Origin of the sequence: Mycobacterium sp. (assembly GCF_035274705.1) — a bacterium.
GTDB lineage: Bacteria > Actinomycetota > Actinomycetes > Mycobacteriales > Mycobacteriaceae > Mycobacterium.
Window position 1 is genome coordinate 18132 of sequence record NZ_DATENY010000066.1, and the last position, 14328, is coordinate 32459.

13 protein-coding genes and 1 pseudogene are annotated in these 14328 nt (G+C 66.8%); 9 read left to right on the plus strand and 5 right to left on the minus strand.

All coding sequences use genetic code 11. From position 1 onward, the window contains the following. Positions 1 to 5: 5 nt before the first annotated feature. Positions 6 to 386 (minus strand): DUF4345 domain-containing protein, encoded by a 381-nt coding sequence (locus tag VJV41_RS15590; protein ID WP_325335228.1) that lies wholly within the window; start codon positions 384 to 386, stop codon positions 6 to 8. Between the two features lie 537 nt (positions 387 to 923). Here VJV41_RS15590 and mihF point away from each other — a divergent pair. The 5 genes from mihF to metK all read left to right on the plus strand — a co-directional run bounded on the left by mihF (position 924) and on the right by metK (position 4805). After that, positions 924 to 1238 (plus strand): integration host factor, actinobacterial type, encoded by a 315-nt coding sequence (gene mihF, locus VJV41_RS15595; protein ID WP_014815655.1) that lies wholly within the window; start codon positions 924 to 926, stop codon positions 1236 to 1238. Positions 1239 to 1245: 7 nt separating this feature from the next. After that, on the plus strand, positions 1246 to 1833 hold the full coding sequence (gene gmk, locus VJV41_RS15600; protein WP_325335234.1) for a guanylate kinase: 588 nt from the start codon (positions 1246 to 1248) through the stop codon (positions 1831 to 1833). 62 nt (positions 1834 to 1895) lie between these two features. After that, positions 1896 to 2213 (plus strand): DNA-directed RNA polymerase subunit omega, encoded by a 318-nt coding sequence (gene rpoZ, locus VJV41_RS15605; protein WP_325335236.1) that lies wholly within the window; start codon positions 1896 to 1898, stop codon positions 2211 to 2213. A gap of 13 nt (positions 2214 to 2226) precedes the next feature. Then, on the plus strand, positions 2227 to 3480 hold the full coding sequence (coaBC, locus tag VJV41_RS15610) for a bifunctional phosphopantothenoylcysteine decarboxylase/phosphopantothenate--cysteine ligase CoaBC (RefSeq protein ID WP_325335238.1): 1254 nt from the start codon (positions 2227 to 2229) through the stop codon (positions 3478 to 3480). Between the two features lie 116 nt (positions 3481 to 3596). Beyond that, the gene (gene metK / locus VJV41_RS15615; protein ID WP_325335240.1) at positions 3597 to 4805 is read left to right on the plus strand and encodes a methionine adenosyltransferase; all 1209 of its coding nucleotides are present in this window, start codon (positions 3597 to 3599) and stop codon (positions 4803 to 4805) included. Positions 4806 to 4854: 49 nt separating this feature from the next. Here the strand turns inward: metK and VJV41_RS15620 are convergent, their stop codons facing one another. Together VJV41_RS15620 and VJV41_RS15625 are read right to left on the minus strand one after the other, a co-directional pair. Next, positions 4855 to 6372 (minus strand): NAD(P)/FAD-dependent oxidoreductase, encoded by a 1518-nt coding sequence (locus VJV41_RS15620; RefSeq protein WP_325335241.1) that lies wholly within the window; start codon positions 6370 to 6372, stop codon positions 4855 to 4857. Next, positions 6369 to 7739, minus strand: coding sequence for a cytochrome P450 (locus VJV41_RS15625; protein WP_325335242.1), 1371 nt, complete (start codon positions 7737 to 7739; stop codon positions 6369 to 6371). Before VJV41_RS15625 ends, VJV41_RS15620 begins: the two co-directional genes overlap by 4 nt. Before the next feature lie 63 nt (positions 7740 to 7802). On the opposite strand from VJV41_RS15625, the gene VJV41_RS15630 reads away from it, so the two are divergent. After that, positions 7803 to 8840, plus strand: a complete 1038-nt coding sequence (locus tag VJV41_RS15630; RefSeq protein WP_414684967.1) for an AraC family transcriptional regulator — start codon at positions 7803 to 7805, stop codon at positions 8838 to 8840. On the opposite strand, the gene VJV41_RS15635 is transcribed toward VJV41_RS15630, so the two are convergent. Then, positions 8828 to 9793 carry an alpha/beta hydrolase gene (locus tag VJV41_RS15635; protein ID WP_325335245.1) on the minus strand — a complete coding sequence of 322 codons (966 nt, stop codon included), beginning with the start codon at positions 9791 to 9793 and terminating at the stop codon, positions 8828 to 8830. The genes VJV41_RS15630 and VJV41_RS15635 overlap by 13 nt on opposite strands. 4 nt (positions 9794 to 9797) lie before the next feature. After that, positions 9798 to 10754 carry an alpha/beta hydrolase gene (locus tag VJV41_RS15640; RefSeq protein WP_325335246.1) on the minus strand — a complete coding sequence of 319 codons (957 nt, stop codon included), beginning with the start codon at positions 10752 to 10754 and terminating at the stop codon, positions 9798 to 9800. Between VJV41_RS15640 and VJV41_RS15645 the strand changes: the two are divergent. From VJV41_RS15645 to VJV41_RS15655, 3 genes and pseudogenes are all read left to right on the plus strand, one after another. Next, positions 10753 to 11178 (plus strand): annotated as a pseudogene (locus tag VJV41_RS15645) (lysoplasmalogenase family protein); the annotation flags it as partial. The gene VJV41_RS15640 and the pseudogene VJV41_RS15645 sit on opposite strands and share 2 nt — an antisense overlap. 54 nt (positions 11179 to 11232) lie before the next feature. After that, positions 11233 to 13233: a primosomal protein N' gene (locus VJV41_RS15650; protein WP_325335247.1), complete on the plus strand. Its 2001-nt coding sequence runs from the start codon at positions 11233 to 11235 to the stop codon at positions 13231 to 13233. Positions 13234 to 13270: 37 nt separating this feature from the next. After that, on the plus strand, positions 13271 to 14328 hold a 1058-nt coding region (locus tag VJV41_RS15655; protein ID WP_325335248.1), incomplete at its 3' end, for a DUF2207 domain-containing protein.

The window sequence follows — 14328 nt, forward strand, 5'->3', positions numbered from 1 at the left end:
GGGCATTACCGGTGTTCGGCGACGCGCGCCGCGGCGAGCACCATCAGCGGCGGCAGTACCAGCTCCAGCGCCAGCATCGCGATGTAGAACGGGTGCGGTACGCCGACGAGGATGACGGCGAGTAGTCGCCCGATCCCACCGACGAAGATCGCGGCCGCCAACACGTTGACGTAGACGCGCTTGTGCTGGACGTCGCGTGCGCACCACAGCAGCGCGACGCCGAAGCACAGGAACAGTCCGGCAAAGAAGCGATCCTCGCCCGCCATCGTCGGGTTCACCGCCACACCGCCGATGATCGCTTCGGGGCCGATCGCGAAATGCGCCAGCGAGATGCCGATGACGACGCCGCCGAACAGCGCGAGAAATGCCGCAAATGCCCGTCGCATGACCGCTCCCACTGCCGCGAAAGATCTACTACAGACTGTAGTTGATCGCGCTGGGTTACACGAGGATGAGGTTTTGCATTCATTTTGTGGGGCCCGAAGTTGGACAGCCAAACCGTCGACTATCCCACGCCGGAGGGCCGTCGGCAGGCCAACTGACCGGCCGAGAAACGTGGTTGTCAAGGCCCCGCGACACGCCCGACACACCATGACCAGGCAAAATTTTAATTTTTCGGCCTTCCCCTGTGTTGCCGTCCGCGATGGGTCGCGTGCGTACCGCCACCGCGGCAGCAGTCGATTCGGTCGAAAACCATTGATATGCAGGCACATCCGGCGATTCGGCGACCAAATTGGCCGTTTCGTCGCCCTCTGAACGCCGCCCGGCGGCGTCGCGGGCGCGCGCTACACGCTGGGCTTTTGACGCCGTAACCAGGGGGTGGGGTTAGCTTTCGTCACATTGCGTGGGTACGGTCGTCGTCGCTGGCTGGTTTCACTACCAGCCGAGACAAAACAGATGATGGTGACGAATCGGAGGAACCCGTGGCCCTTCCCCAGTTGACCGACGAACAGCGCGCGGCAGCGTTGGAGAAGGCTGCTGCCGCACGTCGAGCACGCGCCGAACTCAAAGACCGGCTCAAGCGCGGCGGCACCAACCTCAAGCAGGTGCTCAAGGACGCCGAGACCGACGAGGTCTTGGGCAAGATGAAGGTTTCTGCGCTTTTGGAGGCATTGCCCAAGGTCGGCAAGGTCAAGGCGCAGGAGATCATGACCGAACTCGAGATCGCTCCGACCCGCCGGCTGCGCGGCCTGGGGGATCGTCAGCGGAAGGCCCTGCTGGAGAAGTTCGACCAGTAGCGAGTCAGTGAACGAAGGCGGAGGGCCGGGCAGCGCAAACGCTCCGGTCGTGGTGTTGTCCGGCCCGTCTGCCGTCGGGAAATCGACGGTCGTCCGCTGCCTGCGGGACCGCATTCCCGAGCTGCATTTCAGCGTCTCCGCGACGACCAGGGCACCGCGTCCTGGCGAGGTGGACGGCGTTGATTACACGTTCGTGACCGCCGAGCGGTTTCAGCAGCTCGTCGACGACGGCGCGTTGCTGGAGTGGGCCGAGATCCACGGCGGGCTGCACCGATCTGGCACGCCCGCCGCTCCCATTCGCGCGGCGACAAAGGCTGGTCGTCCGGTGCTGATAGAGGTCGACCTGGCCGGTGCGCGGGCCGTCAAGAAGGCCATGCCGGAGGCGATCACCGTGTTTCTCGCCCCACCCAGTTGGGAAGCATTGGAGAGCCGGTTGTCCGGCCGTGGCACCGAAACCGCCGACGTGATGGCCCGCCGACTGGCCACGGCGCGCGCCGAATTGGCCGCTCAGGACGACTTCGACGTCGTCGTGGTGAACAGCGAATTGGAATCCGCCTGCACTGAATTGGTATCCTTGCTGGTGGTCCCCAGATAGATCATGTGCCGGGCACGGCGTGGGGTAACCAGAGCCACCTAAACCTCCAGGAGATTTTCTACGTGAGCACCCCGCACGCCGATGCGCAGCTGGCCGCTGTGGACGACATCGACACGTCCGCCGCCAGCGCCTACGACACGCCGTTGGGCATTACCAACCCGCCCATCGACGAGTTGCTGGACCGCGCGTCGAGCAAGTATGCGCTGGTGATCTACGCCGCCAAGCGTGCGCGCCAGATCAACGACTACTACAACCAGCTCGGCGACGGCATCCTCGAGTACGTCGGCCCGCTGGTCGAGCCTGGACTGCAGGAAAAGCCGCTGTCGATCGCGCTGCGCGAGATCCACGAAGACCTGCTCGAGCACACCGAGGGCGAGTAGCTAAGGACCCGCGGTGGTGGACCGCAAGCGGATTATCGTCGGCGTCGCCGGTGGCATCGCCGCTTACAAGGCGGCCACCGTGGTCCGTCAGCTCACCGAAGCCGGCCACTCCGTCCGCGTCGTCCCGACCGAATCCGCGCTCCGCTTCATCGGCGCGGCCACGTTTGAGGCGCTGTCGGGAAACCCGGTCCATACCGGGGTCTGGGACGACGTCTACGAGGTACCTCACGTTCGCATCGGCCAGGAAGCCGACCTCGTCGTGGTCGCCCCGGCGACCGCGGACCTGCTGGCCCGTGCCGTGGCGGGCCGTGCCGACGACCTGTTGACCGCGACGCTGCTGACCGCCCGATGTCCCGTGCTGTTCGCGCCGGCCATGCACACCGAGATGTGGTTTCACCCGGCTACCGTCGACAACGTCGCCACGCTGCGCCGTCGCGGTGCGATAGTGCTCGAACCCGCGTCAGGCCGGCTCACCGGCGCGGATAGCGGGGCCGGGCGGCTGCCCGAAGCCGAGGAGATCACCACGCTGGCCCAGGTGCTGCTGGAACGCGGCGACGCGCTGCCGTACGACCTGGCCGGGGTCAAGGTTCTGGTGACCGCCGGCGGCACCCGCGAACCGATCGACCCGGTGCGATTCATCGGCAACCGCAGCTCAGGCAAGCAGGGCTATGCGATGGCGCGCGTGATGGCCCAGCGCGGCGCCGACGTCACGCTGATTGCAGGCAACACCGCGGGCCTCGTCGATCCGGCCGGTGTCGACGTCGTTCACATCGGCTCGGCCAGCCAGCTGAAGGACGCGGTGTCCAAGCATGCGCCCGACGTGCACGTGCTGGTCATGGCCGCGGCCGTCGCCGACTTCCGGCCGTCGCACCCCGCCACGAGCAAGATCAAGAAGTCCGCCGATCCGAACGACGGTGCGCCCGTCATCGAGCTGACTCGTACCGACGACGTCCTGGCGGGTGCTGTCCGCGCGCGCACCGACGGTCAGCTGCCCAACATGCGGGCCATCGTCGGGTTCGCTGCCGAAACCGGCGACGCCAACGGCGACGTGCTTTTCCACGCCCGCGCCAAATTGCAGCGCAAGGGATGCGATTTGCTCGTCGTCAATGCCGTGGGCGAGAATCGGGCATTCGAGGTGGACAACAACGACGGATGGCTGTTGACGTCGGACGGAACCGAATCTGCATTGGAGCACGGTTCGAAAACTCTGATGGCCAGCCGTATTGTTGACGCGATCGTGGCGTTCCTGCACAACAGCGGCGGGTAAGCCCGAGCGAACGCATCCCGCCGCGCCTAAGGGTTGCGCATCAGGCAGGCGCGCGCTTGGGTGCAACGGGACGGACCGTATAATTTGATTGGCTAAGTTTCGGAAAGGGATCGAACGTGAGCAAAGCTCGGCTGTTTACCAGTGAGTCGGTAACTGAGGGTCACCCCGACAAGATCTGTGACGCCATCAGCGACTCCGTGCTCGACGCGTTGCTCGCCGACGATCCGCGCTCCCGGGTGGCAGTCGAGACGTTGGTCACCACCGGTCAGGTGCACGTCGTCGGTGAGGTCACCACGACGGCCAAGGAAGCCTTCGCCGACATCACCAACACCGTGCGCGAGCGGGTCCTCGAAATCGGCTACGACTCGTCGGACAAGGGCTTCGACGGCGCCTCCTGCGGGGTGAACATCGGCATCGGTGCGCAGTCGCCCGACATCGCTCAGGGCGTCGACACCGCCTACGAGGCGCGCGTCGAGGGCGAGGCGGACCCGCTGGACGCGCAGGGCGCCGGTGACCAGGGCCTGATGTTCGGCTACGCGATCAAGGACACCCCGGAGCTGATGCCGCTGCCGATCGCGCTGGCCCACCGCCTGTCGCGTCGGCTGACCGAGGTGCGCAAGAGCGGGGTGCTGGACTACCTGCGCCCCGACGGCAAGACCCAGGTGACCGTTCAGTACGACGGCACCACCCCGGTGCGGTTGGACACCGTCGTCCTCTCGACGCAGCACGCCGACGGCATCGACCTCGTCAACACGCTCACTCCGGACATTCGCGAGAAGGTCGTCAACACCGTGCTCGGCGACCTGGCGCACGACACCATGGACACCTCCGACTACCGGCTGCTGGTCAACCCGACCGGGAAGTTCGTGCTCGGCGGCCCGATGGGCGACGCGGGTCTGACCGGCCGCAAGATCATCGTCGACACCTACGGCGGATGGGCCCGCCACGGCGGTGGCGCCTTCTCCGGCAAGGATCCGTCCAAAGTGGACCGTTCTGCGGCGTATGCGATGCGCTGGGTGGCAAAGAACGTGGTTGCCGCCGGCCTGGCCGAGCGGGTCGAGGTGCAGGTCGCCTACGCGATCGGCAAGGCCGCCCCTGTCGGCCTGTTCGTCGAGACGTTCGGCACCGAGACCGTCGACCCGGCCAGGATCGAGAAGGCCATCACGTCGGTCTTCGACCTGCGGCCGGGCGCGATCATCCGCGATCTCGATCTGTTGCGCCCGATCTACGCTCCGACCGCGGCATATGGCCACTTCGGCCGCACCGATATCGACCTGCCCTGGGAGCAGCTCAACAAGGTCGACGATCTGAAGGCTTCGGTCTAGATCTTCCGCCGAGCTGGGCCCCCGCCGAGCAGACGCAAAACTGCCCATTTCATCGCGAAATCGGGCAGTTTTGCGTCTGTTCGCGCTCCGAGGTGAACGCGTAGTCGTCGAGCGGGAAGCGGCGGCTGCGCCAGTACGCCTCGACCGTGCTGGCCGGCCGCAGCGGCACGTCGCCGTTCTTGTCGAAGTAGTAGCTGTTGGCCAGCTTGCAGCTGTCCTGCCAGAAAATCTGCCGGTGCCGCTTGCGCATCATCTCGGCGAAGTAGCGGTCGTTGGCCTCCTGCGTCACCTCGACGCGGCTGGCGTTCCTGTGTTTGGCGCTCTTCAGGCACCGCACGATGTGGTGCGTCTGTGCCTCGATCAGCGCGAAGTACGACGACCCCACGTAGCCGTATGGCCCGAACACGCTGAAGAAATTCGGGAAGCCCGGGATGCTGACGCCCTCGTACGCCTGCAGCCGGTGCTCGTCCCAGAACTGTGTCAATGACCGGCCGCCGGGTCCGCTGACCGAATAGGTCAGCACGCTGTCGGGGTCGAGCACCTTGAATCCCGTCGCCAGGATCAACACGTCGACATCGTGGATTTCGCCGTCGTCTGTCGCCACGCCGGAGCCGGTGATCTTGTCGATCGGCTCGGTGACCAGCCGGACATTGTCGCGGTTGAACGTCGATAGATACGTGTTGTGGAAGCCTGGCCGTTTGCAGCCGACGGCGTAGCGCGGCGTGAGCTTGTCGCGCACGTCAGGGTCGTCGACCTGCTTGCGCAGATACGCCTCACCGACCTTCGACATGTTCTTGGCCATCGGGTTGACCGTGAAGTACTGCGCCGGCAGCGCGAAGGTGAGTTCGACGTAGGCCTGGCTGAGCAGTCGCTGCACGCCCTTGCCGCCGGGAAGCCGCATTATCCGTTGCGTCCAGTGCGACAACGGCACGTCGAACTTGGGGAAGCACCAGATCGGGGTGCGCTGAAAAACGGTGAGGTGCTTGACGATCGGTGCGATCTCGGGAATCACTTGGACGGCCGAGGCGCCGGTGCCGATGATCGCGACGCGCTTGCCGGTCAGGTTCTCGTCGTGGTCCCACCGCGCCGTGTGCATGGTCAGCCCGCCGAACGAGTCGACGCCGTCGATGTCGGGCAGTTTCGGGGTGATCAGCACCCCGCTGGCGTTCACCAGAAACCGTGCGGTGACGTCTTCGCCGGGATCGATGCGAATGCGCCACAGCCCGGCCCCGTCGTCGAATTCGGCGCCGAGGACCTTGGTGCCGAACCGGATCTTGCGGCGCAGGCGGTACTTGTCGACGCAATGTTCGGCGTAGGCCCTCAGCTCGTGGCCTGGCGCGTAGGTCCGTGACCACTTCAGGCTCTTCTCGAACGAGAACTGGTAGGAAAACGACGGAATGTCAACGGCGATACCGGGATACGTGTTCCAGTACCACGTGCCGCCGGGGCCGTCGCCGGCCTCGATCATCAAGTAGTCGCCCATGCCGGCTTTGTCGAGCTTGATCGCGGTGCCGATGCCGGAAAAGCCGGCGCCAACGATGACGGTTTCGAAGTCGGGCACTTTCATACGGCCTCCCGCTTGTGCGCGATGACGTGCAAACCATGCTTAGGCCGCAACGTCAGCGTCGCTTCGAGTTCTACCGGATGATCGGGGCATACGTCGAATGTGAACCGCCGGCTCATGATCGCCGCCATCAGCACCATCTCCGTCAGCGCGAAGCTCTGGCCGATGCAGATCCGCCGGCCGCCGCCGAACGGCAGGTATGCCGAGCGGGGCCGATCCTTGACGGCGTCGCCGGTGAACCGCGCCGGGTCGAAGATCTCGGGGTCGGGCCACCACCGCTCGTCGTGGTGGATGTGGTGGATCGGGATGAGCACGGTTGTGCCGCGGCGGATGTGGTGCCCGTCGATGACGTCGTCCTCGACTGCCTCCCGCGCCATCATCCAGACTGCGGAGAAGCAGCGCTGCGACTCCTGCAGGCATGCCGTCGTCCACGGCAGCCGGCTCAAGTCCGCCGCCGTCGGCCGGCGGCCGCCGAGCGCGTCGTCGATCTCGGTGAGCATCTTGTCGCGCGCGTCGGTGTTGACCGACATCAGGTACCAGAACCATGTCATCGCGTTGGCGGTGGTTTCGTGCCCGGCGAGCATGAAGGTCAGCGCCTCGTCGCGGATGCGCCGCCGCGGCCACGTCCCGTTGTCGGCGTCGAACAACACGTTGAGCAGATCGGGGGAGTCGGTGGGATGAGCGATCCGCTCGTCGAGCACCCCGTTGACCGCCGCGTCCAGTGCCAGTGCGATCTTCTGCCCTTCCCGCAGCGGCGGTGGCAGCGGCACACCCGAGAACGTGCACCAGCTGAGCGCGCTGTAGACGGGCCTCGGCATCAGCCCCCACAGGCCGATCCTGCCCAGCCGTTCAGTGCGCCGCAGGCCACGCGTGGTCAGGTCCTTCATGCTGTGCACCAGCGGGCCGAAATCCTGGCTGAACAGCGCGTTGGCCACCACCCGCAGCGTGGCCTCGACCATCAGGGCGTGCATGTCGAACCGCGTCCTCGGCGCGACGTCGGCGGTGACGCGTTCGATCGGGTCGATCATCAGGTCGACGATCTCGTTGAGGTGGCGGCGCGCGAACGTCGGATTGAGGGTGGTGCGGTGCGCCGCCCAGGAGTCGCCCTCGTCGGTGAGAAGGTTGATGCCCGCCGCGGCACGGATGGGCTCGTACTCGTTGGACTTCACGTATTTCAGCCGGGCCCGGTGCAGCACGTGGTCGACATAGTCGGGGTGCGTCACCGCGACGAAGCGTCTTCCCGCGCAACGGAATCGGCTGATGTCGTGTCCGCGCACGTGCGCGAGGAAGCCGCCGGTGGCGTCGAAGCCGATCGTGATCGCGTCGCGCGTCATCGTCCATGTGCTCAGCCGCTGCGCCGGTGCCGCCATGAATCAACGGTAAGAGTGACAGTGCGGATCCGGAATGGGACTATCGGACGCAGAGTTGGGAGTTTGGGACACATGGCACCGACGACATGGTCGCCCGACCTTCGGCACCCGATATACGCGACCAGGCTGTTATGCGAGGTCGCGAACGAGCGCGGCGTCGCGACGTCCGACATCCTCGCGGGCACCGGAATTGCGCCGGGTGACCTCGACGACCCAGAGGCGGTGATCACGGCATCGGATGAGATCGTCGCGGTGCGGAGGCTTCTGGCCCTGCTCCCTGACAACGTCGGCCTCGGCATCGATGTAGGCAGCAGGTACCGACTGACCCACCTTGGCTTGTTCGGTTTCGCGGCGATGTCATGTGCGACCTTTCGCGAACTCTTCGACGTCTCGATGCGCTACTTCTCGCTGACAATGCTGAACATCGACGTCAAGCTGTTCGAAGGAGCCGGCAGCTGCGTACTCGAATTCGACGTGGACCATCTGCCCGCCGATGTCAGCGGCTTCTTCCTCGAGCGTGACGTCGCAAGCATCGTCATGACCGTCAGCGAATTCGCGCTTTCGGTCGTTGCGCGATATGCCGATCAGGTGACGGTCGAGGCAACCCTCGACAAGGAGGTCGTCGCCCCGCTGCTTGCGCTCTTGCCGGAGGTGAACAGAGAGTTCGGCCGTGCGCACAACCGTCTGTATTTCCCGCGCGCGATGTTCGACGAGCCACTGCCGAAGGCGGATAGCCACACATTGCAGACGTGCATCGCGCAATGCGATGTGCTGATGCAGCGCAACGAACAACGGCGTGGCATCACCGCGGTGGTGCGCTCCAAGCTCTTTCGCGAATCCGGCCGCTTCCCGGCGCTGCCCGACGTCGCTGCTGAACTCGACGTGCATCCGCGCACGCTGAGGCGTCAGCTCGCCGACGAAGGCACGTCGTTTCGCGCGCTGCTCAACGAGGCTCGCTCGACGCTGGCCGTCGACTTGCTGTGCAACGTCGGCCTCACTGTCGAGGAAGTGTCGAAGCGGTTGGGCTACACCGACACGTCGACGTTCTGCCATGCGTTCAAGCGATGGCACGGTGTGCCGCCGAGCGCCTACCCGCGGTGAAGTGCGGCCTTGAGCGCCGCCAGCCCACGGTTGGTGGCCTCGGCCGCCGCGGGTACGACCAACGCGAAGCTGATGTAGCTGTGCGTCAAGGTCGGTTCATTGCGCAGTTCCACGGGAACGCCTGCAGCGCTGAGCAACTCAGCATATCGGGCGCCATCGTCACGCAGCGGGTCGTGTTCGGCGGTGCCGATGAATGCGGGCGGCAGATCCGAGAGGTCCGCGGTGTTGGCCGGTGCCAGCGTGGGCGGAAGTTTCGCCGGCTCGCTCATATCCGTGTCGGGCAGATACCAGTGCAGGAACGCCGCGACGACGTCGCGATCCAGGATCGGGCCGTCGGCGTTCTCGATGAACGACGGGAGCGTCATGTCGGCGGTCGTCGACGGGTACCACAGCAGCTGAAAGACCAGCGGTGGCCCGCCCTGATCACGGGCGAGCTGCGCCATCACCGCTGATATGTTCCCGCCCGCCGAGTCGCCCGCCACGGCGATGCGGTTTGGGTCGCCGCCCAATTCGGCGGCGTGTTCGCCGACCCAGCGGAGTGCTGCCCATGAGTCGTCGATGCCGGCCGGCCATGGGTGTTCGGGTGCGAGCCGGTAGTCCACCGACACCACGATGGCTTCGGCTCCGATGGCGTGTGCGCGGGCCACAGGGTCGTGCGTGTCCAGGTCGCCGATCGACCAGCCGCCGCCGTGATAGAAGACGACCACCGGCAGGTTGTCGTGCTGCGCGATCGGCGGCCAGTAGATCCGGACGGGAATGTCGCTGATGTCTCCATAGCCGATCGTGCGTTCTTCGATTCGCATCTCGGGCAGGAGTTCTGGCGGTGCTTGGAGTTGCCTCATCTGTTCGCGAGCCACCTCGACACCGTCATCGGCGGTGAACTTGAACGGGAATGCATCCAGAAGGGCCTGCATGGCTGGGTCGATGCCCGGCCGCGCTGTCGGGTCTGTCATTGCCTTACGTTAGCGCGGCACGCAACGCTGACAATCCACGTTCGGTCGCTTCCGTCGCCGCCGGCACCACACCCGCATAGCCCAGGTACCCGTGAATGAGCGTCTCGGCATTGTGCAGTTCGACGGGCACACCCGCTGCGGTCAGCAACTCCGCGTATCGGGCGCCGTCGTCGCGCAGGGGGTCATAACCGGCGACGCCGATGTACGCGGGCGGCAGTCCCGCGAGATCCGCGGCCCGGGCCGGGGCGAGAGTCGCGGGCATATCGGACAGGTCCATGTCGCCCACATACCAATGAGAAAACGCCTTCACGCCACTGGTTCCCAGAACCGGCGCGTCCGCGTTCTCGCTGAACGACGGCAGCGACGTGTCCCACGTCGTCGCCGGATACCACAACAGCTGGAAGCGAATCGGCGGACCGCCTGTATCCCGCGCCAGCTGCGACATCACCGCAGCCAGATTTCCGCCCGCCGAATCGCCTGCGACGGCCAGCCGGTCGCCGTCCGCACCCAGCTCCGCGGCGTGGGCAGCCACCCATTGCGTTGCGGCCCAAGCATCTTCGACCGCGGCGGGGTACGGGTGTTCGGGGGCCAGTCGGTAATCTACCGACACCACGACCGCGTCGCCGCCGACCACGTGTTCGCGAGCCACGCCGTCATAAATATCGAGATCGCCGATGCACCATCCTCCGCCGTGCAGATACACCACGACGGGTGGCCGGTCATCACCTGTGCGCGGCGGTCGGTACACCCGAATCGGGATCGGCCCGGCCGGCCCTTCGATCATGCGGTCCTCGGTACGCACATCGGGATGGACCTCGCGCCGCGGCAAGTCGCGGAACCGCTGCCGCGATGCCTCGACACCTCCGTCGGTTGTCAACTGAAACGGAATGGCCTCAAGTACCTTCTGCAGGATGGCGTCTAGGGCTTTCGGGCTGGCGGGCTTCTCCTCAGCGACGGACATGCGGACACCGTACGCACATCGCCGCACCACAGGATTGTGGGTGTCAGCCGCGCTCGCCGGAGTGGGCTACGGGCTATTCCTCGTGGTGACAGCGCTGCGCCTGCCGCCGGGCGCCGAGCTCACCGGCCAGTTCTCGCTGCAGCCGGCGATCAGGGCCCTCCCGGCGGTATTGCTCGCCGCCGCCGCACTGGCCCACCCGATCGCGCGTGAGCGCGGCTGGCTGATCGGCGCGCTGCTGTTCTCGGCGGCGGGCGATTTCCTATTGGCGATCCCGTGGTGGACACCGTCTTTCGTGCTGGGCCTGGCGGCTTTCCTCGTCGCGCATCTGTGTTTCCTGGCCGCGCTGATCCCGCTCATAGCACCCTCTGGGCCCCGATTGACGGCCGCCGCGGTCACGGTCGCCGCCTGTGGAGCGCTGCTGATCACCGCCGGATTCTTCGTCGGCCGCGCGTCTGTGCCGTCTGCTACAGCTTCTTAAGTGACGACCACCCGCCAGCAGGCCGAGCACGAGCCGATCGCGCGTGTGCTGCCGATGCTGTCGGTGCCGCATCTGGATCGCGAATTCGACTACCTCGTGTCGGCCGACCAGTCCGACGACGCGCAGCCCGGCGTACGCGTGCGGGTGCGATTCCACGGCAGACTCGTCGACGCATTCGTCCTCGAAAGGCGCTCGGACACAGACCATGTCGGCAAGCTGGGCTGGCTTGACCGGGTGGTGTCCGCCGAGCCGGTGCTGACGCCGGAGGTGCGCCGCTTGGTCGACGCGGTGGCGGCGCGGTATGCCGGCACCCGGGCCGACGTGTTGCGGCTGGCGGTGCCGCCGCGACATGCCAACGTCGAGAAGCAACCGGTCGCGGAGCTGGCGCCGCTTGTGGCCAAACCGGTGGACACCGCCGCATGGGCGCGATACGGGCAAGGCGAGCAGTTCCTGACCGCCCTGCGGGACGGTCGCGCGGCCCGCGCAGTGTGGCAGGCGTTGCCGGGGGAGCGATGGACCGACCGACTCGCCGAGGCGGCCGCGGTGACGGTGAACTCCGGACGCGGAGTGCTCGCGATCGTGCCCGACCAGCGCGATGTGGACGCGCTGTACGCCACCGCCGCAGCGCACGTCGACGATTCGCGAGTGGTCGCGCTGTCGGCCGGGCTCGGGCCCGCGGAGCGCTACCGCCGCTGGCTATCCGTGCTGCGCGGCGGTGCCAGGCTGGTCATCGGGACGCGCAGCGCCGTGTTCGCACCCGTGACAGACCTCGGATTGGTGATGGTGTGGGACGACGGCGACGACACGCTCGCCGAGCCTCGCGCGCCCTACCCGCACGCCCGTGAAGTGGCGATGCTGCGCGCGCATCAACTGCGCTGTGCGGCGCTGATCGGAGGGTATGCCCGCACCGCGGAGGCCCAGGCGCTGGTCAGCAGCCGGTGGGCGCACGATCTGGTCGCTCCGAGGCCCGTCGTGCGTGCCGCGTCGCCACGCGTCATCGCCCTCGACGACAGCGGCCACGAGCAGGAACGTGACCCCGCGGCGCACACCGCCCGGCTGCCGTCGGTGGCGCTGCGCACCGCGGGAAGCGCGCTAAAGGCCGGTCTGCCGGTCCTCGTCCAGGTGCCGCGGCGTGGTTACATACCTGCGCTGGCCTGCGGCCGCTGCCGAACCATCGCGCGGTGCCGGCACTGCACCGGTCCGCTGTCGCTGCCAGACCGTGGCGCGGGTTGGGCGGTGTGCCGGTGGTGTGGCCGTGAAGAGGCGCAATTACGTTGTGCCCGTTGTGGTTCCGATGCAGTTCGGGCGGTCATCGTCGGTGCCCGTCGCACCGCCGAGGAACTCGGCCGGACGTTTCCCGGCGCCACCGTGATCACCTCCGGCGGCGACGCGATGGTGGCCGCCGTGCCCGACGAACCGGCCCTTGTCGTCGCGACCCCGGGGGCCGAACCCGTCGCGGACGGCGGTTACGGCGCGGCGCTGCTGCTCGACGCATGGGCCCTGCTCGGACGTCAGGACCTGCGCGCCGCCGAGGACACGCTGCGGCGGTGGATGGCCGCAACGGCACTGGTACGCAGCCGCGGGGACGGCGGCACGGTCGCGGTTGTCGCCGAGTCCGCGATTCCGACGGTGCAATCGTTGATCCGCTGGGACCCCGTCGGCCACGCGGAAGCTGAACTCGAGTCACGCGCCGAAGTCGGCCTGCCGCCTGCCGTGCACATCGCCGCGATCGACGGCACGCCGGCGGCGGTGAACGCCCTGCTCGACACCGCCGAATTGCCCGACGCGGCACAGCTGCTGGGGCCCGTCGACCTGCCCACAGGAGCTCGCCGGCCGCCCGGCGTCCCTGCGCAGGGAACGGTGAACCGGATGCTGGTGCGGGTGCCGCGCGACGGTGGCCTTGCACTTGCCGCGGCACTGCGACGGGCGACCGCTGTGCTCAGCGCGCGCCACGATCAGGAGCCGTCTCGTGTGCAAATTGACCCGTTGCACATAGGGTAATGCAGACGTCGCGCGTCGCGCGGCGAAGGAGGTGGGCATGCGGCGAGTGTTGAAGTGGCTGATCCCTTTGGCGCTCATCGCCTTTGGAGTGCTGTGGCCGCTGGTTTTCAGCGGCGGCTCGCAAGCCTCCGACGTCGACGACCCGGTGGTGTTCAGCAATTACAAGGCGGACTTCGTCGTCAACGCCGACGGCCGGCTCGACGCGGTCGAGACGATTACCGCCGAATTCCCCGGCGGCCGCCACGGCATCTTCCGCTACTGGGACGTCGCCAACCCGAACAGTCCGCATGTCCGGCAAACGCCCGAGATCACGTCGATTCTGCTCGATGGCGAGCCCGTCACGTATCAGATGCTGTGGGAGGACGGCGAGCGGTTCAGGGTCGCCAAGATCGGCGAAGCGGGACGCACGCTGAACTGGGGTACCCACGTCTTCGAGATCCGCTACACCATCCCCGGTGTCCTCGACCCCGGCAACACCGGCGCCGACAAGGTGTTCGCCCAACGGACCGGCGACCCCAACTCGACGTCCACCTTCTTCTGGAACGTCATCGCGCCGTCGTGGAACAACAGAATTGACCGGGCCGACATCTCGATCACGCTGCCCGGGAACGTATCTGGGGCGCAGTGTTCAGTCGGCTATGGAGTGGGCCGCGCCTGCCGCGATCTGAACGTCAGCGGAGACAAGCTCGAGTTGTCCGCGACGAACCTGCCACCGCGCACGCCGGTGACCGTTCGCGCGGGGGTGGACGTTCCTACGCCGGCGCGGATCAGTCTGCCGTGGCCGTACACCTGGGACCGCATCCTGGGGCAGTCTTTGACGGGTGCGACGTGGGTCGCAGGGCTCACGGTGTTGTTCGGGCTCGGCGCGTTCCTTTGGTACCGCACGACGGTGGAACCACCGCCTGGGTTCCCGTTGCAATACGCCCCACCGCCGGGGCTGGGGCCGGTGCAGTCCGAATACATCCGCACTGAGAGCGTGCCGAAGAACGGGCTGACGGCCACGCTGTTCTATCTCGCCGAGCGGCGGTTGGTCGAGCTGAGACAAGCCAATGAAAAGCAATGGAACATCCGCGGTATCGCCGAGCGTGGTTCATG